Consider the following 21,220-nt stretch of genomic DNA (forward strand, 5'->3'; position numbering starts at 1 on the left):
GGACGAGATTCGCCCTGCGTGACGGATTGCGGGAAACAAACATTTTGAGAGCGGTTCAAAGGGCTCTCATTCGCAATATCAAGGGAGACAAGATGCAGTATCACAGTCCAACCTCGTTCGAGGATGCGGCGCGGACCGCTGCTTCGGCGAGTGGCGTAACCCGGTTTCTGGCGGGCGGGACGGATGTCCTGGTGCAGATGCGCTCGGGGCTGGTCTTGCCCGACGATCTCATCGACCTGAAGAAGATCCCGGGCGTAAATGACATCACGCGCACCCAGGACGGCGGCTGGCGGATCGGGATTGCGGTCTCCGGCGCGGTTCTCGGCGCCCATGAGCAATTCGGCAAGGACTGGCCCGGCATTGTCGAGGGCATGGAACTGGTCGGCTCCACCCAGGTTCAGGGCCGGGCAACGCTGACAGGGAACCTGTGCAACGGATCTCCGGCAGCCGACGGTGTGCCCGCTCTTGTGGCCGCAGGTGTCCGCGTGGAAGTCACCGGTCTCGACGGCACATACGAACTTGCCGTGGAAGAAGTGCCGGCCGGACCCGGGAAGACCCGCCTCAAGCCCGGTGAAGTGATCTCGGCGATCATCGTTCCGCCGCGCGGCGACAACGGCGGCGACGCCTACCAGCGCTTCATTCCCCGCACGGAGATGGACATTGCCGTGGTCGGCTGCGCGGTGAGCCTTCGCCTTGATGGCGACACGGTCAGCGAGGCCCGCGTGGCACTGGGAGCCGTGGCCCCCACGGTCATTCTGGTGCCCGAAGCGGCGGATGCGATCATCGGTACAAACCTTGACGACGCAGCGCTTGCAGCGCTCGCGAAGGCAGCCAGCGCCGCCTGCAGACCGATTTCGGACAAGCGCGGGACGGTGGAATTCAGGACGGAAGTGGCCGGCGTGTTGGCGAAGCGCGTGGCGCTCGTTGCGTACCAGCGGGCGAAAGGAACCGAGTAAATGAGCAAGGTACATGTGACAACAACGGTCAACGGCGAAAGGGTCGAATTCCTGGCCGATCCGCGCGAGACGCTGCTCGACTGCCTGCGCGACCACCTCGGCCTGACCGGTTCCAAGGAAGGCTGCGGCACGGGCGATTGCGGTGCCTGTTCGGTGACGCTCGACGGCACGCTGGTCAGCTCCTGCCTGGTGCTCGGCGTCGAAGCGGAAGGCAAATCGATCGGGACCATCGAAGGCATGGCGGACGGCGGTAAGCTTCATCCGCTGCAGAGAAAGTTCATCGAACATGCCGCCCTCCAGTGCGGCTTCTGCACGCCGGGCTTTCTAGTCGCGGCCAAGGCCTTGCTGGAACAGAACGACAATCCGACGGAGAGCGAAGTGCGCTACTGGCTGGCCGGAAATCTCTGCCGGTGCACGGGATATGACAAGATCGTGCGCGCGGTCATGGATGCCGCAGCAGAGATGAGAGGAGCGGCCTGATGAACAAGATGGACAACATCAGCGAATTCAAGCTCGTCGGCACGCGCCCGGACCGTCCGGACGGTCTCGACAAGGTCACTGGCCGGGCGCGCTACGGCGCGGATATCTCAGCCCCCAACATGCTGCATGCCGCAGTGGTGCGCTCGCCCCACGCCCATGCGCGGATCAGGAAGATCGATACCTCGAAGGCCGAGGCACTGGAGGGCGTCAAGGCGATCGTGACCCGCGCCGACTTCCCCACCGGGCTGACCGGCGAGGACTGGGACCTCCAGGAAAACACCATCGCCGGAGACGTCGCCCTCTATGACGGCCATGCGGTGGCGGCGGTCGCGGCGACCTCGGCGCTTGTCGCGCAGGATGCGGCAAGGCTGATCGAGGTGGACTACGAGATACTTCCCCACGTCATCGACGTGGACGAGGCGATCAAGCCGGACGCGGTGGCGATCCGCCCGGGTGCCGCGGACTATTCGGTGCCCGAAGGCTCGCCGCCCAACGTGGTCCGCTACTTCGAATTCGGCCACGGCGATACGGAGGCCGGATTTGGCGAAGCCGATCTCGTCATGGAGAAGACCTACAAGACCGAGGCCACCCACCAGGGCTATATCGAACCGCATGCCTGCCTTGGCCAGCTTGGAGAGGACGGCAAGGGCGAGATGTGGGTCTGCACCCAGGGTCACTGGTACATCCGCCGCATGTGCACGGCCGTGCTCGGTCTCGAAACCGCGCAATTGCGCGTAACGCCGTCCGAGATCGGCGGCGGCTTCGGCGGCAAGACGACGATCTTCATGGAACCGCTGGCGCTGGCGCTCTCCCGCAAGGCGGGCGGGCGCCCGGTCAAGCTGGTAATGAGCCGCGCCGAGGTGCTGCGGGCCACGGGCCCCACGGCCTCCGCCTCCATGGACGTCAAGATCGGCATGAAGAAGGACGGCACGATCACCGCCGCCGAGATGGACTTCCGCATGCAGGGTGGCGCATTCCCCGGCGCGCCGGTCGACATGGCGCTCTATTGCGCCTTCGCCGCCTACAAGCTGCCGGCCCTCAAGGCGGTCGGATATGACGTGCTGGCCAACCGGCCGAAATGCGCGGCCTACCGGGCGCCGGGTTCGCCGAATGGGGCATTTGCGGCCGAAAGTCTCGTCGACGAGATGTGCCGGGACCTGGGTCTCGATCCGCTGGATGTTCGCCTGAAGAACGCCGTGCGGGAAGGCGACACGTCGAGCTATGGTCCGAAGTTCGGCAGCATCGGGCTGGTGGAAGTTCTGGAGGCGACCAAGGCGCATCCGAACCTTGCCGCACCCCTTGGCCCCAATCAGGGCCGTGGCATTGCGACCGGCTACTGGTTCAACCATGGCGGCGAGACCTCCGTTTCCATGGCCATCTCCGAGGACGGAACCGCGCAGGTTTCCATCGGAACGCCTGATATTGGCGGCCTGCGGGCTTCGATTGCGCTGATGACGGCGGAGACGCTCGGCATCGCTTATGAGGATGTCCGCGTCAACGTCGTGGAAACCGGTGCGCTTGGCGTCAACGAACCGACCCATGGCAGCCGCGCCACCTTCGCCAGCGGCAAGGCGGCCGTGGAAGCGGCCGGCCAGGCCATCAAGGAGATGTGCAAGCGGGCGGCCAACAAATGGGGCATCGAGCCCGACGCGGTTGAATGGATCGACGGGGCGGCCTGTCCCGCCGGACCGAATGCCGGCGAGTTCGAGCCGATGTCGATCAAGGAGATCGCCGCGAACATGGGGTCGACGGGCGGGCCGATCTCGGGCCACCACGAGTCGGTGCCCGGCGGCGTCGGCGCCAGCTTCGGCACCCATGCGGTGGATGTCGAGGTCGATCCGGAAACCGGCCGCGTCACCATCCTGCGCTATCTCGTGGTGCAGGATGCCGGCCGGGCGATCCATCCGTCCTACGTGGAGGGGCAGTATCAGGGCGGTGCCGTTCAGGGCATCGGCTGGGCGCTCAACGAGGAATACGTCTATGGAGAGGACGGACGGTTGCAGAACCCGATCTTCCTTGATTACCGCATTCCCGTGGCATCCGACCTGCCCATGATCGACACGGTCATCGTGGAAGTTCCTAACCCGGGGCACCCCTATGGTGTGCGCGGCGTCGGCGAGACGGGGATCACACCGCCGCTTCCGGCGATTGCGAACGCGATCCATGCAGCAACCGGCGCGCGACTGCGCCATCTGCCGATGTCGCCGCCCAAGGTACTGGCCGCGATGAAAACGGTCGGCAACTCTTAAGCGGGGAACCGCTGAAAGGAACGGCAATGGTCAAGGTCAATCTGTGGTCCGGACTTACGCGTTTCGCGGGCGGTGAGACGGTGATTTCCGTCGAAGCCGCGACCATCGGCCAAATGCTGGATGCGCTTGTTAAAGCGCATCCGGGTCTTGAGCCCGCGATTGAGGCCGGAGTCTCCATCGCAATCGACGGTGAAATCGTCACCGGCGGCCACCACCTGAAAATCGCACCGGACAGCGAAGTTCATCTGCTGCAGCAGATGAAAGGTGGGTAGGCTCTGAATACGGACACATCCGAAGGCGCTCTTTCGGGCGCCTTCGGATGTTGACCTTCAAGGGTTCAAATCATCTTGTTCCTGAATCGCTCGGCAGCGTTCGATTCAAAATCGTCATTGGACGGGGCCTGCTGTGCACAGGCAAACTGCGGGCATGGACACGGCACCGGACTTCATTCTCCTCACGCGCCTCGACCCGAGCCGGAACATGGCCCGCTTCTATTCCCTGTCGATCGAGCCGACCCTGTTCGGCGACTATGCAGTTCGCCGCGCCTGGGGTCGCCTTGGAACCTTCGGCCAGTCGCGCCTGGATGTTTTCGCGGAGGTGAATGCCGCGAATGAACACAAGCGGAAGCTGACAACCCGGAAACTCAGGCGCGGCTACGCCTTGAGCTAGCTCGGTTTCACGCGGTTTGCTGCCAACGGATCATGACGCGCCGGAAGCGCGGTGCGACGAAGGCCGCGTCGGTCAGGCTGGCATTGCCCGCCGGGTTGGCTCCTGTGACGTGAAAATCGGAGAAAGCCGCCGACTGGTTGACGTAAATATTGCCGGTCAGATTGACCGACAGATTGACGCCTGCCCGGGCAAAGGCCTTGCCTGCCTGGGCGATGAGGGCCGGATCTGTCGCGTAGAGCGCTGCGGTGATGGCACCCTTCTCTTTGGCGATGCCGGAAGCCTGCGCAATCGCGTCTTCGGCCGATGCTGAGGGTATGGCAAAGACAACCGGGCCGAAGCATTCCTGCCTGTGGGTCTGATCGTCTTCCGTCACCGCAACGATCAAAGGTGTCGCGGACCGCCCGGTCCCTGTTTGCGTGCTGTCGCGCAGGACGCGGCCAGCAGCTCTAGCCTCCTCCAGCCGCGCGAGGCTCGCCGGGTTGACGATGGTGCCGCACACGCCGGACGCCTGTTTCGGGTCGGCAAGCAATTCGTCGATGGCCGCAGACAGCCCTTCGATCACCTCATCGAAGGACTTGTGGCCCTCATCCGTGCCGATGCCGTCCTTCGGCACATAGATGTTCTGCGGCGAGGTGCACATCTGGCCCGAATAGAGAGACACCGAAAAGGCCAGGTTGGCGCACATGGCCCTGAAGCTGTCCGTGCCGGTGACGACGACCGAATTCACGCCTGTTTCCTCGGCAAAGACGAACGCCTCCCCGGCATTAGCCCGGATCCAGCTGCCGAAGGCTGAGGAGCCGGTGTAGTCGATGATCCGGACTTCGGGCGCTGTTACCAGTTCCTTGGTGACCGGAATATCCGGTTCGTCTGCCGCCAGAAGAATGGTATCGGCGGGCAGGTTCTCTTCCGCGAGCACTTCGCGCAGCACCTTGACCGTGATCGCCAGGGGCAGGATGGCCATCGGGTGCGGCTTTACGATGACCGTGTTTCCGGTTGCAAGACTGGCAAACAGGCCCGGATACCCGTTCCAGGTCGGAAAGGTGTTGCATCCGATGGTGAGCGCGATACCGCGCGGAACGATCTGCCAGTGTTTTTCCAGAACAAGCGGCGCCTGTTTGCCCTGCGGTTTTGTCCAGATGGCGTCGCGGGCCGTGGCGGTCATTTCGCCATAGGCGGCAGCCACGGCTTCCAGACCCCGGTCCTGCGCATGCGGCCCGCCTGCCTGAAAGGCCATGGGAAAGGCCTGCCCGGTCGTGTGGACGGTCGCATACCCGATCAGGAAGCTCATCCTGTTCAGCCGGACGAGTGTTTCCAGCAAAACACCGACGCGGGTCTCGACAGAAGTTTCCGACCAGGCCACGAATGCCTTTTCGGAGGCTTCGATCAGGGTCTTTGGCGTGGCCGCCGGATAGGTCAGATCCAAAGGCAGCCCCCAGGGAGAGTCCTCCTTGCCAACGCTGGTTTCCTGCGGATGATCTGCAATTTCGAACGGTTTTCCGATGAGGGCCTTGAACGCTGCTTCGCCGTCCTGGCGCGCGGTTTCGCCGTAGAACCGGCCGGAGGGAACCTCCGGAAACGGCGTCCAGAATTCGCGGGTTTTCATCGCGCCCAGTGCCTCGGAGAGCAACGCGTGATGGCGGTCAAAAAGCTGCGACATAAGTCCTCCTGCCTCACATATACTTCGGGTCCGGCTTGTTTCTTATAATTGACCGACCGGACGGTTTATGCAACAATTTGTTTTGGGAGCACTTTGGCGAACAGGTGCCAGGAGGATGGAAATGACGAAAGATCAAACCGTACTATCGGGTTTGGACAATGGCGTCCTGAAATTGACGCTCAATCGGCCGGACAAACTCAATTCCTTCAACGAAGACATGCACCTGGCTCTACGCGCCGAATTCGAGCGGGCCCATGCGGACAAGGCGGTGCGGGCGGTCCTGTTGACCGGGGCGGGCCGCGGCTTCTGCGCCGGGCAGGATCTCGGCGACAGGGACCCGCGAAAAGGTGGCCCGAAGCCGGACCTCGGCCACACGCTGGAGACGTTCTACAATCCGACCCTGCGCCTTATTCGCAGCCTCGAGAAGCCGGTCGTCTGCGCGGTGAACGGCGTGGCGGCGGGCGCGGGTGCCAACATTGCCTTTGCCTGCGACATTGTTCTGGCGGCCCGCTCGGCAAAGTTCATTCAGGCCTTTTCCAAAATCGGTCTCATCCCGGATGCCGGCGGCAGCTGGTCCCTGACCCGCATTCTGGGAGAACCGCGGGCGAAAGCCCTGACACTTCTGGCCGAACCGCTGATGGCCGGGCAGGCAGCCGACTGGGGGCTGATCTGGAAGGCGGTTGATGACGAGGCTCTTCTCGCTGAAGCAACCTCCATTGCCGAAAGGCTGGCGGGCGGGCCGACGGTCGGCCTCGGCCTGACCAAACGCCTCATTCAGGCCGCGGCGACACAGGATCTCGACGCCCAGCTCGACATGGAGCGGGATTGTCAGCGCACGGCGGGCAGAACCGACGACTATGCGGAAGGCGTCACGGCGTTCCTGGAAAAACGTCCGGCCGTCTTCCGGGGGGAATGACATGACGCAGATCTCTGAAATGACGCCGCAAATGCTGGCGGAAACCTGCGCCGAACTGATGTGGGCTGACGACAGGGCTTCCCGGGACCTGGGCATGAAACTGCTCGAGGTGCGGCCCGGCAACGCGGTGCTGTCGATGACGGTCACGGAAAGCATGACCAATGGTCACGGCAATCTTCACGGCGGCTATATGTTCGCCCTGGCGGACAGCGCCTTCGCCTTCGCCTGCAACACCTACAATCAGGTGACCGTCGCCCAGCATTGCTCGATCACCTATATCGCGCCCGGAAGCCTCGGGGACGTGTTGACGGCCGAAGCCCGTGAGGTGTCCCGCAAGGGCCGGTCCGGCATCTACGATGTTCGGGTGACACGGGAGGACGGAACCGTGCTTGCGGAGTTTCGCGGCCATTCCCGCACCATCAACCGCACTTTTCTTCCAACAGATACCGAAACGGCGTGAACCACGCCCAGGGAGGACCTGAAATGATCGACCTGACCCCAGAGCGTGACAGTCTCGACCCCATCGAAATCGCAAGCCGCGACGAGATTTCCGCTCTGCAGCAGCAGCGCCTGACCTGGACGCTCGCGCACGCCTATGAGAACTCGCCGTTCTTCAGGAAGCGTTTCGACGAGCATGGTGCGCATCCGGGCGACTTCAAGTCGCTTGCCGACATTGCGAAGTTTCCCTTCACCGTGAAGCAGGATCTGCGCGACACCTACCCGTTTGGAATGTTCGCCACGCCCAGGGAAAACCTCGTCCGCATTCACGGGTCTTCCGGCACCACCGGCAAGCCGACTGTGGTCGGCTATACGGCAAAAGACATCGACAACTGGTCTGATCTGATCGCCCGTTCCATCCGCGCCGCCGGCGGCCGCAAGGGCAATATTCTACACAATGCCTATGGCTACGGCCTCTTCACCGGGGGGCTCGGCGCCCACTATGGCGCGGAACGGCTCGGCTGCACGGTCGTGCCGATTTCCGGCGGTATGACGGAACGCCAGGTAACCCTGATCGAGGATTTCCGCCCGGACGTGATCATGGTGACGCCGTCCTACATGCTGTCGATCCTGGATGAATACCGCCGCCGGGGTCTCGATGCGCGGCAAAGCTCGCTGAAGGTCGGTATCTTCGGTGCCGAGCCCTGGACCAATGCGATGCGTGAGGAAATCGAAGAGGCCTTCGACATGCATGCGGTCGACATTTACGGCCTGTCCGAAGTCATGGGCCCCGGCGTGGCGCAGGAATGCGTGGAAACGAAGGACGGCCTCCACGTCTGGGAGGATCACTTCTATCCGGAGATCATCGATCCGGTGACGGAAGAAGTTCTTCCCGACGGCGAAATGGGAGAGCTGGTCTTTACCACGCTGACCAAGGAAGGCCTGCCGATGGTCCGCTACCGGACCCGCGACCTGACCCGGATCCTGCCGGGCACGGCGCGCAGCATGCGCCGGATCGAGAAGATCACCGGACGCAGCGACGACATGATCATCCTGCGCGGCGTCAACGTCTTTCCGACTCAGATCGAGGAACAGATCTTCAAATGCGCCGGCCTGACGGCCCATTTCCAGATCGAGCTGGTCCGCAGCGGCCGCATGGATGCGATGATCGTTCACACCGAAGCCACACCGGACCGCAGCAGCGGTGAAGCCCGCGCCGCTTCGATGAAGGAACTGGTGCATCACATCAAGTCGACGATCGGAATCTCCACAAAGGTCGAGGTGCATGAGCCGGACAGCCTTGCGCGCTCGGAAGGCAAGGCGAAGCGCGTTGTCGACAACCGTCCGAAGGAATAAGGGCAAAGGAACGCCGCTCTGAACCGCAGGGTTTTTTGCAGCACCGCCGGTCGGTCATTTATTGACTGACCGGCTAGTCAATTACCCCGGATCGGGCTAAGAGTGGCGCAACTTGCGTTTCCTGGCCAAAACAAGGAGTTCAAGCGCATGGCGAGAACCCGCGCCAGTGATTTTGAAGAAAAACAGCACGGACTGCTGCTGACGGCAGCCAATGTCTTTGCCACGCAAGGCATGGAAAAGGCTTCCATGGCCCAGATCGCCCAGGAAGCGGGCGTCTCCAAATCCCTGCTCTACCATTATTATCCCTCCAAGGGCGCCCTGATCTTCGCAATCATTCACTCGCATCTGGCGATCCTGGACGAAGCGCTGGAGAAGGCGGACGATCCCGCGCTGCCTGCCAAGGAACGTCTGCAGAAGCTGGTCATGACGGTGCTGGACGCCTATCGGGGTGCGGACGACCAGCACAAGGTCCAGCTGAACGCGGGCCCCGCGCTTTCCGACGAGCAGAAGAAAGAGATCGTTGCCATAGAGCGCCGGATCGTTAGTCACTTTTCCAACGCGCTGAAGGATCTGCATCCGGAACTGACAAATCCCGACAGGCCGCTGCTGATGCCCGTCACCATGTCGCTCTTCGGCATGATGAATTGGGTCTACATGTGGTTCAAGGACGGCGGCCCGATCACGCGTGAGGACTATGCCAACGTGGCAACAACGCTGATCCTGGAAGGCGTCAAGGCCGTTCGATAAGGCAATCGCCGGTCACCTGCTTGGCAGACAACCGGCAATCCTTCATTTGAATTGACGGCCCCTGCGTCAAGCCTCCGGCGGCCAGGTCTTGGCCACCATGGTCAGGACGTCGTATTGCGCGACGACCTCGCCCTTCTGGTTGGTCACCTGACAATCCCAGCGCACTTCGCCGTGCCCGGCGTTTTCGCGCGGGTTGATCTCCTTGCAGGTCAGCCGGACCTGCAAGGTGTCGCCGAAATAAACCGGCGTCAGGAAACGCAGATTGTCGACGCCGTAGTTGGCCAGAACGGGCCCCGGCTCCGGATCGACGAACAGACCCGCCGCGAAGGAGGCGATCAGGTAGCCGTGCGCCACGCGGTCGTCGAAGAACGGATTGGCCTTGGCAGCCGCACTGTCCATATGGGCATAGAAAGTATCGCCGGTGAATTCGGCGAAATGTTCGACGTCTTCCTGTGTCACTTCGCGGGCGCTTGTGACGATCTGGTCACCGATCTTCAGCTCGGCCAGCGACTTTCGGAATGGGTGAATATCTGATCGTACCGGAGCGCCTTCGATCCACTGTCCGGTGACCGCCGACAGAAGTTCCGGCGTTCCCTGAATGGCGGTGCGCTGCATGAAGTGTTTCACACCCCGCATGCCGCCCATTTCCTCACCGCCGCCGGCGCGGCCGGGACCGCCGTGAACCAGTGGTGCCAGCGGCGAGCCGTGGCCGGTCGAGCTTTTCGCCGAACCGCGGTTGCCGATCAGAACACGCCCATGGAAGGCTGCAAGGCCGGTCACGACCTCCTGCGCAACCTTGCTGTCGTTGGTGAAGAGCGAAGAGACCAGGGAGCCGCGGCCCTTGCGCGCCAACGCCACTGCTTCCCCGGCGTCCTCATAGGCCATGACGGTTGCCACAGGGCCGAAGGCCTCGACGGAATGCACGGCTTCGGCCGCGAAAGGCTTGTCGCAGCGCAGGAGAACCGGTGCCATGAAAGCGCCCTTGCCGGCATCGCCCGACACCAGGGAAACATCGTCGACGGAACCGGAGACGATTTCCGCTTCGCCGGCCAGTTGGGCCACCTTCGCCTTGACGTCCTCGCGGTCCTTCAGCGAGACCAGCGTTCCCATTCGGGCCGCGTCGTCGTCCGGCAGGCCGATGGGGGTTGCCCTGAGGCGCGCGGAAAGCGCCTCGACCACAGCTTCTTCATGTGTCTTCGGGACGATCACGCGGCGGATCGCGGTGCATTTCTGCCCCGCCTTGACCGTCATCTCGCGGGCGGCTTCCTTCACGAAAAGATCGAATTCCTCCGTCCCCGGCGCCGCATCGCTGCCCAGGATGGACGCATTGAGGCTGTCGGCTTCCATCGTGAAGCGGACCGAATTCTTCAGGATCGCCGGGCTGGATTTCAGCATCTGGCCTGTGGAGGCGGAGCCCGTGAAGGTCACCACGTCCTGTTCGTTGACATGGTCCAGAAGATCACCGGCAGAACCGGTCACGATCTGCAGGGCGCCCTCCGGCAGGAGGCCGGTTTCCAGAATCCGCCGGACGACCAGTTCGGTCAGGTAAGCGGTCTGGGAGGCCGGCTTGACGATGCAGGGCATGCCCGCGATCAGCGTCGGCGCGATCTTTTCCAGCATGCCCCAGACCGGGAAATTGAAGGCGTTGATGTGAACCGCGACGCCCTGAAGCGGGGTCAGAATGTGCTGGCCGACGAAGGAACCGTCGCGGGAAAGGGATTCGACCGGCCCTTCGGTCAGGACGCGGGTGTTGGGCAGCTCGCGGCGGGCCTTGGACGCGAAGGTCAGCAGCGTGCCGATGCCGCCATCGATATCGGCCCAGCCGTCGCGGCGTGTCGCACCGGTCGCGAAGTTTTCCAGATAGAACTCTTCCTTCAGCTCCATCAGCTTCAGGCCGACGGCCTTCAGCATCAGGGCGCGCTCATGAATGGTCATGGCGCGCAGGGCCGGGCCGCCGGTTGCCCGCCCCCATTCAAGAGCTGCCCGGAAATCCAGCCCCTCGGTTCCGATCAGGGCGTGGATTTCACCGGTCGCGGCGTTCAGAACCGGCCTGCCCTCTCCTTCGCCGGAGCGCCAGGCGCCCTCCAGATAACTTTCCAGACGGCGAGCGGTCGTCCCTGTGGCCATTACGGACTGTCCTTTTTCTTGGGTCTCAAGCGAGCTTCAGTTCGGCAAGCCGTGCGTCGGCATCGGCTTTCCAGGCAGCACGCAGTGTCTCGTTGTCGGTGTGGCGCAGCCCCATCTGGCGCAGTCTTTCGAAACGGGGAGACTGCGCGGGTCCGAAGGTCTCCGCCACACGCGGCATCCAGTATTCCACGGACGCCTGCGCGTCGGCCCTGGTTGCCTCGTCGCCCGCAAGGCGTTCCAGACCCTCAAGGCCCAGCTCCATGTGGCGCTGTTCACGCGGCAGGATCTTGCGGAAGGCTTCGCCGAGCGGCTGATAGGAGGTCAGAACCTGTTCCTGAAGCTGGTGCACGGTTGCCAGCCCCATCAGCGTGTTCATGACCACTGCATCGGTCCAGCTCTCCAGCGGGTAATGAAAAACGGAGAGGCGCATGTCGCCGCCCTGCCTCTTCATGTCGACATGGGTGTCGCGCGGCTGGCGCGCCGACCAGGCATGGGCCTGATTGTAGAGCGCCTTGTCTGTGCCGAAGTCGCTCATCAGGTCGAGGACGCGTTCGGCGTGATCCACCTTTTCCAGCGTGATCCGGCTGGCCGCTATGCGTTCCTTCAGACCGGGGGCCCAGTTGATCGCGTCGGCAAAGCCCGCCGATCCGGCCAGTTCGCTGTCCACGAAGGAGGACATCAGCCGCAGGAGTTCGCCCCGGTAGCGCGCCGGAACATTGTCCGGCGAAGTCAGTTTGCCGCCCTTGGCCAGATAGTCGGACAGGGACATCGTGTCATCTTCCGGAAGGATTGCTTCATTCGTCATAGCTGATCACCACCTTGTCCGAGACGGGGAGGCATTGGCAGGAGAGAACGTATCCGGCACGGACTTCGTAATCCTCCAGCGCATGGTTCACTTCCATTTCCACTTCGCCCTCGATCACCTTCGCGCGGCAGGTGGAACAGACCCCCGCCTTGCAGGAATAGGGAGCGTCCATCGCGTTGGCGACCGCTGCGTCCAGAACGGAGGTACCGTCCTTTTCCATCCGGAAGCTCCGGGTGGTGCCGTCCAGGGTCACCGAAATTTCGCAGGTACCCGCGCCCCTGGCAGCTTCCCGGGATACGGTGCGGGCCTTGACCCGGCCGGGCTGCGAGGAGGCAAAAAGCTCGAAGCGGATCTGGTCGTCGGAAAGGCCATGTTTGCGCAGGCTCTCGGCGATGGTCAGCATCATCGGTTCCGGACCGCAGATGAAGGCTGTGTCGACCTCATCGGCATCGATCCACAGACGGAACAGCGTTTCCATCTTTTCCGCATCGATCCGGCCGGTGAAGAGCTCGATGTCCTGGGATTCGGTTTCCAGGATATGGATCAGCGAGAACCGGCCGAGATACTGGTTCTTCAGATCTTCCAGCTCCTCACGGAACATGATCGAGTTGGTCTGCCGGTTGGCATAGATGAGCGTGAATGTGCTCTCCGGTTCGCGCGCAAGCACCGTCTTGATGATGGAAAGCACGGGCGTGATGCCGGAGCCGCCGGCGAAGCCGAGGTAGGTCTTGGGCCTGCCAGGCTCCAGTTCGGTGTAGAACCGGCCCATCGGCGCCATGGCTTCCAGGCGATCTCCGACCTTCAGGTTTTCGTTCGCCCAGGTCGAAAAGGCTCCGCCTTCGACCCGCTTGATGCCGACCTTGAGGCAGCCCTCGTCCCGTCCCGCGCAGATCGAATAGGATCGGCGCAGCTCCTCGCCGTCGAAGTCGCGGCGGAACGTCAGATACTGACCTTGAATGAAGTCGAAGGCGTCCGCGTCAGCTGCGTCAGGCTTCAGTGTGACCACGACCGCATCGCGCGTATCACGGCGGATGTCGGTCACTTCAAGCGTATGGAATCGTGCCATGGGCGAAACCCTCCTCCCGGGTGTCAGATGCACTTGAAATAATCAAAGGGTTCAAGACAGTCCTTGCAGCGCCAGGCGGCCTTGCAGGGCGTCGAGCCGTATTGGCTGATCCGCTCGGTGTTTGCGGACCCGCAGCGCGGACATGCGACCGTCAGGTTGGTCTGCCCGGAAAGCCGCGCGGCCTTGGCGGACATGCCGTCGGACGCGGTGCCGTCGATCGGCGGGGCGATGCCGAAGTCCTTGAGCTTCGCGCGCGCCGCCTCGCTGACCCAGTCGGTGGTCCAGGGCGGAGACAGACGGCGTTCAAGGCGAAGGTCTTCGATCCCCTTTTCGCGCAGCTTGTCCTCGATCATCAGATCGATCATGGCGGTCGCCGGGCATCCCGAATAGGTCGGTGTGACGGCAACAACGAGTGTGTCGCCGTCGTAGCGGACCTCCCGCACGATCCCGAGTTCCGTGACCGAGACCACCGGGATCTCGGGATCGGGAACTTCCTGGAGCCAGTCCCAGACCTGCTGGATGGCCGGATGAACGGTTGTGGACATGGTTCTGCCCCCTACCAGCTCGCACCCGGATAGGCGCGCTGCAGAAACTGCATTTCCGCGAGGATGTAGCCAAGGTGTTCCGTGTGCCGGCCCTGCTTGCCGCCAAGATGGGCAAAGGCGCCGGGATCCGGCATCTTCAGCGTGGCTTCCTTGAGGATCTCGCCCACCGAGCTTTCCCATTCCGCACGCAGGTCGTCCAGCTGCGGAGCAATGCCTGCTGCCGCGACAGTCTCGTCGACCGCGTCGCCTGCGAACATCTCACCGGTATAGGACCACAGCAGGTCGAGCGCCTCCTGGGTTCGGCGGTGGCTTTCCTCGGTTCCGTCACCCAGCCGGACGACCAGGTCGGAGGCCCGGTCCAGATGGTAGCTGACTTCCTTGAGCGCCTTGGCTGCGATTTCCGCCACACGCGGGCTGGTGGAGTTTTCCGCCAGCCAGGACAGCAGCAGGTGATGATAGGCATCGAACAGGAACTCGCGCATGATCGTCACGGCCATGTCGCCCTTCGGCAGTTCGACCAGCAGCAGGTTGCGGAACTTCATCGCATCCCGGAGATAGGCGAGCTTGTCGGCATCGCGCCCTTCGCCCTCGACCTCGCCGGCAAGACCCAGCCACATCTGGGTATGGCCGATCAGGTCGAGAGCCGTGTTGGCGAGCGCGATATCCTCTTCCAGGATCGGGCTGTGCCCGCACCATTCGGACGTACGATGTCCGAGGATGAGCGCGTTATCCCCCATGCGGCAGAGCCACTCGAAGAAAGCCGGGCGCAGGGCGGGATCCGAAACGTGCGGGTCCTGCGGGGCGGCCGCTGCTGTCGTCTCCACGCCGGTCATCACATTTTCCCCACTTCATCGGGAATGTCGAAAAAGGTCGGGTGACGGTAGGTCTTGCTCTCTGCCGGATCGAACAGCGGCCCTTTATCGGACGGGCTCGAAGCGGTGATGGCGTTGGACGGCACAACCCAGATCGACACGCCTTCCTTGCGGCGCGTGTAGACGTCGCGGGCATGGTTGATGGCCATTTCCGCGTCGGGTGCGTGCAGGCTGCCCACATGGCGATGGTTCAGCCCGTGCTGGCCACGAATGAAAACTTCCCAGAGCGGCCATTCTTTCTTGGACATGACTGGTCCTCCCTCAAAACCTGATGAATGTCTTATTCCGCGGCCACGGAGGCGGCCTTCCGGCGCGCTGCCGCCTTTTCCGCATAGGCCGTCAGGCCGTCCCGGAACCACTCGCCGTCTTCCCAGGCCTTCACCCGGGCGCCCAGGCGCTCGCGGTTGCAGGGGCCGTTGCCCTTGATCACTTCGAAGAACTCGGACCAGTCCGGTTCGGAGAAGTCGTAGCCCTGCTTTTCCTCGTTCCAGGCGAGCTTGTCGTCGGGAATGGTCAGGCCGAGATATTCGGCCTGCGGCACCGTCTCGTTGACGAATTTCTGGCGCAGCTCGTCGTTGGTGTTGATCTTGATCTTCCAGGCCATCGACTGCGCGGAATGGACAGAGTCCTTGTCGGACGGGCCGAACATCATCAGCGCCGGGTACCAGAAACGGTTCATCGCATCCTGCGCCATTTCCTTCTGCTCCGGCGTGCCGAAGGCCATCTTCATCATGATGGAATAGCCTTGGCGCTGGTGGAAGCTCTCTTCCTTGCAGATCCGGATCATCGCGCGGCTGTAGGGCCCGTAGGAGGTGCGTTGCAGCGGCACCTGGTTCATGATCGCCGCCCCGTCGACCAGCCAGCCGACAGCGCCCATGTCCGCCCAGTTGAGGGTCGGGTAGTTGAAGATGGAAGAGTATTTCATCGCACCGGAATGAAGCTTTTCCAGAAGCTCGTCCCGGGAAACGCCAAGGGTCTCGGCGGCGGAATAAAGATACAGCCCGTGGCCGGCTTCGTCCTGGACCTTTGCCAGCAGGATTGCCTTGCGTTCGAGCGTGGGCGCCCGCGTGATCCAGTTGCCTTCCGGCAGCTGGCCGACGATTTCGGAGTGGGCATGCTGACCGATCTGGCGGATCAGGGTCTTACGGTAGCCTTCCGGCATCCAGTCCTTCGGCTCGATCTTCTCGCCGTTGTCGACCCGGTCCTGAAAGGCCTGTTCCTCTGGGCTCATTTCCTCCCGGGACTTCAGGCCTTCCGATTTAACGAGCTGCGCATACATGGCATATCCTCCCAAACCACCGGATCGGATCCAGATCCTCCGGTGCAAATGTCTCAGGCTTCCGTGTCACCCGTCAGACCCTGGGATTGATGTCGAGACCGTCCCGGGGTCACTTCCTTCCTACAAACTATACCCGCTCGAGAACGAGTGCGATGCCTTGTCCGACACCGACGCACATGGTGCAGAGCGCATAGCGCCCCCTGGTACGCTGCAACTGGTTGGCCGCATGCAGAACCAGGCGCGCGCCGGACATGCCGAGCGGATGGCCCATCGCGATGGCGCCGCCGTTGGCGTTCACATGCGCAGCGTCGTCTGGAAGGCCGAGTTCCCGCAAGACCGCCAGCGACTGCGAGGCAAAAGCTTCGTTCAGTTCGATCACGTCCATCTGGTCGAGACCAAGGCCCGCCAGAGCCAGGACCTTGCGTGTTGCAGGCGCCGGCCCGATACCCATGACCCTCGGCGGCACGCCCGCCGCCGCCATCGCGACAATGCGGGCTTTCGGCGACAGTCCGTTGGCATCGGCGAAGGCGTCGGACGCGATGATCGCTCCGGCGGCACCGTCATTGACACCGGAGGCGTTTCCGGCAGTAACCGTCAGATCGGGTCCGTTGACGCCGCGCAGCCTTGCCAAAGCCTCCGCGTCCGTGCCCGGACGGGGGTGTTCATCCCGGTCGACGACAACCGGCTCGCCCTTGCGCTGCGGGATGGTGACCGGAACGATTTCCTCCTTGAAGATACCTGCTTTTTGGGCGGCATCCCAGCGGCGCTGGCTTTCGGCGGCGAAACGGTCCTGGTCTTCCCGGGAGATGTTGTAGTCGGCCGCCACGTTGTCGGCGGTTTCCGGCATCGAATGCGTGCCGAAATCCCGCTCCAGCTTCGGGTTCTTGAACCGCCAGCCAATGGTCGTGTCGTAGATTTCCGCGTTGCGGGAAAAGGCCGAAGTGGCCTTTGCGAGAACGAAGGGCGCGCGGCTCATGCTTTCCACGCCGCCGGCGAGCATCAGCTGCGCGTCTCCGGCGCGGATGCTCCGGGCGGCGAGACCAATGGCATCCATGCCGGATCCGCAAAGCCTGTTGACCGTCGTGCCGGGCACCGAAACCGGCAGGCCGGACAGAAGGACCGCCATGCGCGCAACGTTGCGATTGTCTTCCCCTGCCTGGTTGGCGCAGCCGAGGATGACGTCGTCGACGGCTTCCCAGTCGACGTTTTGATTGCGCTCTTTCAATGCCTGAAGGGGGATGGCCGCCAGATCATCCGCGCGCACTTGCGACAGGGCACCTCCATATCGTCCGATGGGTGTGCGTACAGCGTCGCAGATAAGCGCTTCCGGCATGGTTTCCTCCCGGTTTTCGGGTCGATGCAATATAATTTACCGACCGATCGGTCAGTTATGTAGCACAGAAACATCACATGAGAAATAGTTTTTTGAAAATTTTTGTGATGCTTTGATGGCGGTCGCGTGCGAAGGCTTCAGGCTCTGGTTACAGGGCGCTGTTCCGCGGGTTGCCGGGGCTGCCTGCCACCGGTTCGGTTTCGCTCAGGCTTTGTGAAATTCCAGATTGTCGAGAATAAGCTGCCGGAGCGGGTCTTCGGGCAGGCTGTCGCTCACCATGATGTCCATGGAGGTGATGTTGCCGAGCGATACCAGGCCGCCCTTCTTGTATTTGGAGGAATCGACGGCAAGCAGTGTCTTGCGGGACCGTTTCATGGCGCATTCGACGTTCGAGACTTCCCAGTGGTCGTCGTCGCTCATCTCGCCATCCGGTTCGATGCTGCTCACGGAGAAGATCGAAATGTCGAAACGGAACCGGCTGATGAAGCTGGTCGGCGGCTCGCCAATGACCGATCCGTCGACCTGGCGGACGAAGCCGCCCGGGATGGCGACCGTGAAATCCCGCCGATCCTTCAAAAGCATGGCGGCCGCGAGGGAGTAGGTCACGATCTTCAGGTCGCGCCTCTGGTTGAGGGCGCCGGCAACGGCTTCGCAGGTCGTGCCCGCATCAATGAAGACGGAGGAACCGTCCTCGACGAGGGACGCAACCTTGAAGGCGATGCGCTGCTTGACGTCGGCGGATTCGTGGCGGCGCATCAGGTAGTCCTGGCTGTTCAGCGGGCCGGCATAGGCTGCGCCGCCATGTGTCCGCCGCAAGCGCCCTTCGCTGTCCAGAAGATTGATGTCCCGCCGGATGGTTTGTTCGGAAACTGACAGTTTCTGGGAAAGGTCTTCAATCCGTTCATAACCGGATGACTTGAGAAGTTCCAGAATTCTGGCTTGCCGTCGTTGTTTTCTTGTCACTGCCATTACGGTTCTTCCCTTTAATGACAACAATTTAGTGTAACCAATTGACCTCGTCCAGTTTGGTGGTTTGGTAATTAATTTACTAAAAATGCGTGAGATGAACATTTTTTGGTAGAAAGTCATCCTTCAAAATGTAAGAAAGATTACAAAGAGTGTAATAATTCACGCAAAAAAGTACCAGAGCAGCAATTGGGAGGAACACATGTCTGACAAGTTTCTGAAATACGCCCGGAAGATGACCGAAGGTACGCTTAGCCGCCGGAGTGTCCTGGCGCGTGCCAGCGCTATCGCGATGTTTGCTGCCGTGGCCGGCCTTGCCGCCCCCGACGCAGGTTTCGCATCCGAACCCCGGAAGGGCGGTAACTTCGTGATGGGCCTGAAAGGGGGCGAAAGCACCAATTCGCTCGATCCGGCGCTTTCTACCAGTCACGTGACCGCGAAGGCCCTGCGGATCTTCGGTGAATCGCTGACAGAAGTCGGTGCCGATGGCGAGGTGGAGGCGCGCCTCGCCGAAAGCTTTGCGCCGCGAGACGGTGGCAAGACTTGGGAATTCAAGATCCGAAAGGGCGTGAAGTTCCACAACGGCCAGGAACTGACTGCCGAGGACGTGCTCAAGACGCTGCAGAGACATTCGGACGATAACACGAAGTCCGGCGCGCTCGGCATCATGCGCGGCATTGAATCCATGGAGGTCGAAGGCGATACGCTGGTGGTTCATCTGACCACGCCGAATGCCGACCTTCCCTACCTGATGTCGGACTACCACCTCATCATTCAGCCGAACGGCGGTCAGGACAATCCCGGTGCGGGCATTGGCACCGGACCCTACAAGGTGGTCGCCGATGAACCCGGCCAGCGTTACAAGTTCGAGAAATTTGATGGCTACTGGGATGAGACGCGCGGTCACTACGACAGTGTCGAGATCATCGTCATCAACGACGACACGGCCCGTGCGAATGCCCTGCAGTCCGGTATCGTCCAGGCCGTCAATCTGGTGTCACCGAAGACCGCCAAGCTTCTGGGCCGCAGCCCGGATGTCAAGATCGAGACCACATCGGGCAAGGGGCACTACATCTTCGTCATGCATGTCGACACGCCGCCGTTCGACAACAAGGACCTGAGAATGGCCCTGAAGCACGCGGTGAACCGGCAGGAACTGGTCGACAAGGTTCTGGTCGGCTTCGGCAAGGTGGGCAACGACACGCCGATCAACGATGCCTACCCGCTGTTCGACAATACGATCCCGCAGCGTCAGTTCGATCTCGAAAAGGCGAAGGACTACTACAAGAAATCCGGTCATGACGGCTCGCCGATCGTCCTGCATGTCTCCGATGCCGCCTTCGCGGGCGCTCTCGATGCGGCGCAGCTGTTCCAGCAAAGCGCCAAGGCCGCGGGCATTCCGCTGGAGCTGAAGCCGGAACCGGCGGACGGCTACTGGTCGGAAGTGTGGAACAAGAAACCTTTCGTCGCGTCTTACTGGGGCGGGCGTCCGGTTCAGGACCAGATGTGGTCGGTCGGCTATCTGTCCACCGCGGACTGGAATGACACTCACTTCAAAAACGCCGAGTTCGACGCGCTGCTGCTGGAAGCCCGCGCGGAACTGGATCCTGAAAAACGTGTCGAAATCTACGGCAAGATGGCGCGGCTGGTGCGCGACGAAGGCGGTCTGATCAACCCGATGTTCAACCAGTACATCGATGGCATGGCGACCAATATCGGCGGATGGGCCACCAACCCTGAAGGCGACATGATGAACGGCCTGATGGCGGTCAAGACCTGGTTCGAGTAAGGCGGCTGCCGTGTCATCGCACCTGATCCTGTTGGTCACCCAGCGCCTTGCGCTGGGTGCCCTGCTCCTTCTTGCATCGTCGATCCTCATTTTCGTGGGGGCCCAGATCCTGCCGGGTGACGTGGCACAGGCCGTGCTCGGACAATCGGCGACGCCGGAAGCCATCGCGAACCTGCGGGCGGAAATGGGCCTGGACCAGCCGGCCGTCTACCGCTACCTGCAATGGCTCTCCGGCGTCCTTCAAGGCGACTTCGGATCCGCGCTGACCAACGGGGCGGATATCGGCACCTCGATCTCAAAACGGCTCGGGAACACGCTGTTCCTGGCTTTCTGGGCGGCGCTCATCTCCGTACCGCTGGCCGTGCTCCTCGGGCTGATCGCGGTCCGTTTCCGCAATCGCTGGCCGGACAGGCTGATTTCCGCCCTGTCGCTCGCCACAATTTCGGTTCCGGAATTCGTCATCGGCTATCTGTTCATTTTCGTTGTCGCGGTGAAACTCAGGTGGGTTCCGTCCGTCTCCATGATCAACGATTCCATGAGCCTGATGCAGAAACTGCAATCGATCGCCCTGCCGGTCGTCGTCCTGACCTTCGTCGTGCTGGCGCACATGATGCGGATGACACGGGCCGCGATCCTGAACGTCATGGAATCTCCCTACATCGAAACAGCCGAACTGAAAGGCCTGTCGAAATTCGCCGTGGTCACCCGTCATGCCCTGCCCAATTCAATCGCGCCCATCATCAACGTCGTGATGCTGAACCTGGCCTATCTCGTTGTCGGTGTCGTGGTGGTCGAGGTGATTTTTGTCTATCCGGGCATGGGGCAATATCTGGTCGACCACGTCTCCAAGCGCGACATTCCGGTGGTGCAGGCCGCGGGTCTGATCTTTGCCAGTGTTTATATCCTGCTCAACATGGCGGCCGACATCATCGGCATCATCGCCAATCCCCGACTGAGACACCCCAAATAA

At 62.2% G+C, this 21,220-nt stretch carries 21 protein-coding genes; 11 read left to right on the forward strand and 10 right to left on the reverse strand.

The window, feature by feature from the left end:
• Nucleotides 1–92: 92 nt before the first annotated feature.
• The 5 genes from ACQY7U_RS25695 to ACQY7U_RS25715 all read left to right on the forward strand — a co-directional run bounded on the left by ACQY7U_RS25695 (nucleotide 93) and on the right by ACQY7U_RS25715 (nucleotide 4,354).
• The gene (locus ACQY7U_RS25695) at nucleotides 93–956 is read left to right on the forward strand and encodes an FAD binding domain-containing protein (protein WP_428651297.1); all 864 of its coding nucleotides are present in this window, start codon (nucleotides 93–95) and stop codon (nucleotides 954–956) included.
• The gene (locus tag ACQY7U_RS25700; RefSeq protein ID WP_428651300.1) at nucleotides 957–1,436 is read left to right on the forward strand and encodes a (2Fe-2S)-binding protein; all 480 of its coding nucleotides are present in this window, start codon (nucleotides 957–959) and stop codon (nucleotides 1,434–1,436) included. It abuts the gene before it with no gap.
• Complete coding sequence (locus ACQY7U_RS25705) at nucleotides 1,436–3,685, forward strand: xanthine dehydrogenase family protein molybdopterin-binding subunit (RefSeq protein WP_428651303.1); 2,250 nt, start codon at nucleotides 1,436–1,438, stop codon at nucleotides 3,683–3,685. The genes ACQY7U_RS25700 and ACQY7U_RS25705 overlap by 1 nt, the downstream gene beginning before the upstream one ends.
• A gap of 26 nt (nucleotides 3,686–3,711) precedes the next feature.
• Nucleotides 3,712–3,957 carry a MoaD/ThiS family protein gene (locus ACQY7U_RS25710; RefSeq protein WP_428651305.1) on the forward strand — a complete coding sequence of 82 codons (246 nt, stop codon included), beginning with the start codon at nucleotides 3,712–3,714 and terminating at the stop codon, nucleotides 3,955–3,957.
• Between the two features lie 154 nt (nucleotides 3,958–4,111).
• Nucleotides 4,112–4,354, forward strand: coding sequence for a WGR domain-containing protein (locus ACQY7U_RS25715; RefSeq protein ID WP_428651307.1), 243 nt, complete (start codon nucleotides 4,112–4,114; stop codon nucleotides 4,352–4,354).
• A 7-nt stretch (nucleotides 4,355–4,361) separates the two neighbouring features.
• On the opposite strand, the gene paaN is transcribed toward ACQY7U_RS25715, so the two are convergent.
• On the reverse strand, nucleotides 4,362–6,011 hold the full coding sequence (gene paaN, locus ACQY7U_RS25720) for a phenylacetic acid degradation protein PaaN (RefSeq protein WP_428651309.1): 1,650 nt from the start codon (nucleotides 6,009–6,011) through the stop codon (nucleotides 4,362–4,364).
• 121 nt (nucleotides 6,012–6,132) lie between these two features.
• Here paaN and paaG point away from each other — a divergent pair, with 121 nt between their 5' ends.
• The 4 genes from paaG to ACQY7U_RS25740 all read left to right on the forward strand — a co-directional run bounded on the left by paaG (nucleotide 6,133) and on the right by ACQY7U_RS25740 (nucleotide 9,468).
• Nucleotides 6,133–6,927 carry a 2-(1,2-epoxy-1,2-dihydrophenyl)acetyl-CoA isomerase PaaG gene (gene paaG, locus ACQY7U_RS25725; protein ID WP_428651312.1) on the forward strand — a complete coding sequence of 265 codons (795 nt, stop codon included), beginning with the start codon at nucleotides 6,133–6,135 and terminating at the stop codon, nucleotides 6,925–6,927.
• Nucleotide 6,928: 1 nt separating this feature from the next.
• Nucleotides 6,929–7,387: a hydroxyphenylacetyl-CoA thioesterase PaaI gene (paaI, locus tag ACQY7U_RS25730; RefSeq protein WP_428651314.1), complete on the forward strand. Its 459-nt coding sequence runs from the start codon at nucleotides 6,929–6,931 to the stop codon at nucleotides 7,385–7,387.
• A gap of 23 nt (nucleotides 7,388–7,410) precedes the next feature.
• Nucleotides 7,411–8,721, forward strand: coding sequence for a phenylacetate--CoA ligase PaaK (paaK, locus tag ACQY7U_RS25735; protein WP_428651317.1), 1,311 nt, complete (start codon nucleotides 7,411–7,413; stop codon nucleotides 8,719–8,721).
• A 147-nt stretch (nucleotides 8,722–8,868) separates the two neighbouring features.
• On the forward strand, nucleotides 8,869–9,468 hold the full coding sequence (locus ACQY7U_RS25740) for a TetR/AcrR family transcriptional regulator (RefSeq protein ID WP_428651320.1): 600 nt from the start codon (nucleotides 8,869–8,871) through the stop codon (nucleotides 9,466–9,468).
• Nucleotides 9,469–9,534: 66 nt separating this feature from the next.
• Here the strand turns inward: ACQY7U_RS25740 and paaZ are convergent, their stop codons facing one another.
• The 9 genes from paaZ to ACQY7U_RS25785 all read right to left on the reverse strand — a co-directional run bounded on the left by paaZ (nucleotide 9,535) and on the right by ACQY7U_RS25785 (nucleotide 18,464).
• Nucleotides 9,535–11,595 (reverse strand): phenylacetic acid degradation bifunctional protein PaaZ, encoded by a 2,061-nt coding sequence (gene paaZ, locus ACQY7U_RS25745; RefSeq protein WP_428651323.1) that lies wholly within the window; start codon nucleotides 11,593–11,595, stop codon nucleotides 9,535–9,537.
• 25 nt (nucleotides 11,596–11,620) lie between these two features.
• A complete protein-coding gene (locus ACQY7U_RS25750) occupies nucleotides 11,621–12,400 on the reverse strand; it encodes a Phenylacetic acid catabolic protein (protein ID WP_428651326.1) in 780 nt (259 codons plus the stop codon).
• A complete protein-coding gene (paaE, locus tag ACQY7U_RS25755; RefSeq protein ID WP_428651329.1) occupies nucleotides 12,390–13,466 on the reverse strand; it encodes a 1,2-phenylacetyl-CoA epoxidase subunit PaaE in 1,077 nt (358 codons plus the stop codon). The genes ACQY7U_RS25750 and paaE overlap by 11 nt, the downstream gene beginning before the upstream one ends.
• 23 nt (nucleotides 13,467–13,489) lie before the next feature.
• Complete coding sequence (gene paaD, locus ACQY7U_RS25760) at nucleotides 13,490–14,011, reverse strand: 1,2-phenylacetyl-CoA epoxidase subunit PaaD (protein ID WP_428651331.1); 522 nt, start codon at nucleotides 14,009–14,011, stop codon at nucleotides 13,490–13,492.
• A gap of 11 nt (nucleotides 14,012–14,022) precedes the next feature.
• On the reverse strand, nucleotides 14,023–14,844 hold the full coding sequence (paaC, locus tag ACQY7U_RS25765; RefSeq protein ID WP_428651334.1) for a 1,2-phenylacetyl-CoA epoxidase subunit PaaC: 822 nt from the start codon (nucleotides 14,842–14,844) through the stop codon (nucleotides 14,023–14,025).
• Entirely contained in the window at nucleotides 14,844–15,131 is a 288-nt protein-coding gene (gene paaB / locus ACQY7U_RS25770) for a 1,2-phenylacetyl-CoA epoxidase subunit PaaB (protein WP_428651336.1), read from the reverse strand. Before paaB ends, paaC begins: the two co-directional genes overlap by 1 nt.
• Before the next feature lie 32 nt (nucleotides 15,132–15,163).
• On the reverse strand, nucleotides 15,164–16,162 hold the full coding sequence (paaA, locus tag ACQY7U_RS25775) for a 1,2-phenylacetyl-CoA epoxidase subunit PaaA (RefSeq protein WP_428651339.1): 999 nt from the start codon (nucleotides 16,160–16,162) through the stop codon (nucleotides 15,164–15,166).
• Nucleotides 16,163–16,289: 127 nt separating this feature from the next.
• Nucleotides 16,290–17,495 (reverse strand): 3-oxoadipyl-CoA thiolase, encoded by a 1,206-nt coding sequence (pcaF, locus tag ACQY7U_RS25780; protein ID WP_428651342.1) that lies wholly within the window; start codon nucleotides 17,493–17,495, stop codon nucleotides 16,290–16,292.
• A gap of 204 nt (nucleotides 17,496–17,699) precedes the next feature.
• Entirely contained in the window at nucleotides 17,700–18,464 is a 765-nt protein-coding gene (locus ACQY7U_RS25785) for a DeoR/GlpR family DNA-binding transcription regulator (RefSeq protein ID WP_428651345.1), read from the reverse strand.
• Between the two features lie 199 nt (nucleotides 18,465–18,663).
• On the opposite strand from ACQY7U_RS25785, the gene ACQY7U_RS25790 reads away from it, so the two are divergent.
• Nucleotides 18,664–20,250, forward strand: a complete 1,587-nt coding sequence (locus ACQY7U_RS25790) for an ABC transporter substrate-binding protein (protein ID WP_428651348.1) — start codon at nucleotides 18,664–18,666, stop codon at nucleotides 20,248–20,250.
• A gap of 10 nt (nucleotides 20,251–20,260) precedes the next feature.
• Nucleotides 20,261–21,220 (forward strand): ABC transporter permease, encoded by a 960-nt coding sequence (locus tag ACQY7U_RS25795; protein WP_428651351.1) that lies wholly within the window; start codon nucleotides 20,261–20,263, stop codon nucleotides 21,218–21,220.

This window comes from Roseibium sp. (genome assembly GCF_050301095.1).
Lineage (GTDB): Bacteria > Pseudomonadota > Alphaproteobacteria > Rhizobiales > Stappiaceae > Roseibium.

What these genes read in the sequence shown, in the direction of transcription:
- paaC (WP_428651334.1), bottom strand. Translation starts at nt 14,844, where the DNA reads ATGACCGGCGTGGAGACGACAGCAGCGGCCGCCCCGCAGGACCCGCAC.
- ACQY7U_RS25710 (WP_428651305.1), top strand. Translation starts at nt 3,712, where the DNA reads ATGGTCAAGGTCAATCTGTGGTCCGGACTTACGCGTTTCGCGGGCGGT.
- paaB (WP_428651336.1), bottom strand. Translation starts at nt 15,131, where the DNA reads ATGTCCAAGAAAGAATGGCCGCTCTGGGAAGTTTTCATTCGTGGCCAG.
- paaD (WP_428651331.1), bottom strand. Translation starts at nt 14,011, where the DNA reads ATGTCCACAACCGTTCATCCGGCCATCCAGCAGGTCTGGGACTGGCTC.
- paaI (WP_428651314.1), top strand. Translation starts at nt 6,929, where the DNA reads ATGACGCAGATCTCTGAAATGACGCCGCAAATGCTGGCGGAAACCTGC.
- paaG (WP_428651312.1), top strand. Translation starts at nt 6,133, where the DNA reads ATGACGAAAGATCAAACCGTACTATCGGGTTTGGACAATGGCGTCCTG.
- ACQY7U_RS25700 (WP_428651300.1), top strand. Translation starts at nt 957, where the DNA reads ATGAGCAAGGTACATGTGACAACAACGGTCAACGGCGAAAGGGTCGAA.
- ACQY7U_RS25785 (WP_428651345.1), bottom strand. Translation starts at nt 18,464, where the DNA reads ATGGCAGTGACAAGAAAACAACGACGGCAAGCCAGAATTCTGGAACTT.
- paaN (WP_428651309.1), bottom strand. Translation starts at nt 6,011, where the DNA reads ATGTCGCAGCTTTTTGACCGCCATCACGCGTTGCTCTCCGAGGCACTG.
- ACQY7U_RS25695 (WP_428651297.1), top strand. Translation starts at nt 93, where the DNA reads ATGCAGTATCACAGTCCAACCTCGTTCGAGGATGCGGCGCGGACCGCT.
- paaE (WP_428651329.1), bottom strand. Translation starts at nt 13,466, where the DNA reads ATGGCACGATTCCATACGCTTGAAGTGACCGACATCCGCCGTGATACG.
- ACQY7U_RS25715 (WP_428651307.1), top strand. Translation starts at nt 4,112, where the DNA reads ATGGACACGGCACCGGACTTCATTCTCCTCACGCGCCTCGACCCGAGC.
- paaK (WP_428651317.1), top strand. Translation starts at nt 7,411, where the DNA reads ATGATCGACCTGACCCCAGAGCGTGACAGTCTCGACCCCATCGAAATC.
- pcaF (WP_428651342.1), bottom strand. Translation starts at nt 17,495, where the DNA reads ATGCCGGAAGCGCTTATCTGCGACGCTGTACGCACACCCATCGGACGA.
- paaZ (WP_428651323.1), bottom strand. Translation starts at nt 11,595, where the DNA reads ATGGCCACAGGGACGACCGCTCGCCGTCTGGAAAGTTATCTGGAGGGC.
- ACQY7U_RS25750 (WP_428651326.1), bottom strand. Translation starts at nt 12,400, where the DNA reads ATGACGAATGAAGCAATCCTTCCGGAAGATGACACGATGTCCCTGTCC.
- ACQY7U_RS25790 (WP_428651348.1), top strand. Translation starts at nt 18,664, where the DNA reads ATGTCTGACAAGTTTCTGAAATACGCCCGGAAGATGACCGAAGGTACG.
- paaA (WP_428651339.1), bottom strand. Translation starts at nt 16,162, where the DNA reads ATGTATGCGCAGCTCGTTAAATCGGAAGGCCTGAAGTCCCGGGAGGAA.
- ACQY7U_RS25705 (WP_428651303.1), top strand. Translation starts at nt 1,436, where the DNA reads ATGAACAAGATGGACAACATCAGCGAATTCAAGCTCGTCGGCACGCGC.
- ACQY7U_RS25740 (WP_428651320.1), top strand. Translation starts at nt 8,869, where the DNA reads ATGGCGAGAACCCGCGCCAGTGATTTTGAAGAAAAACAGCACGGACTG.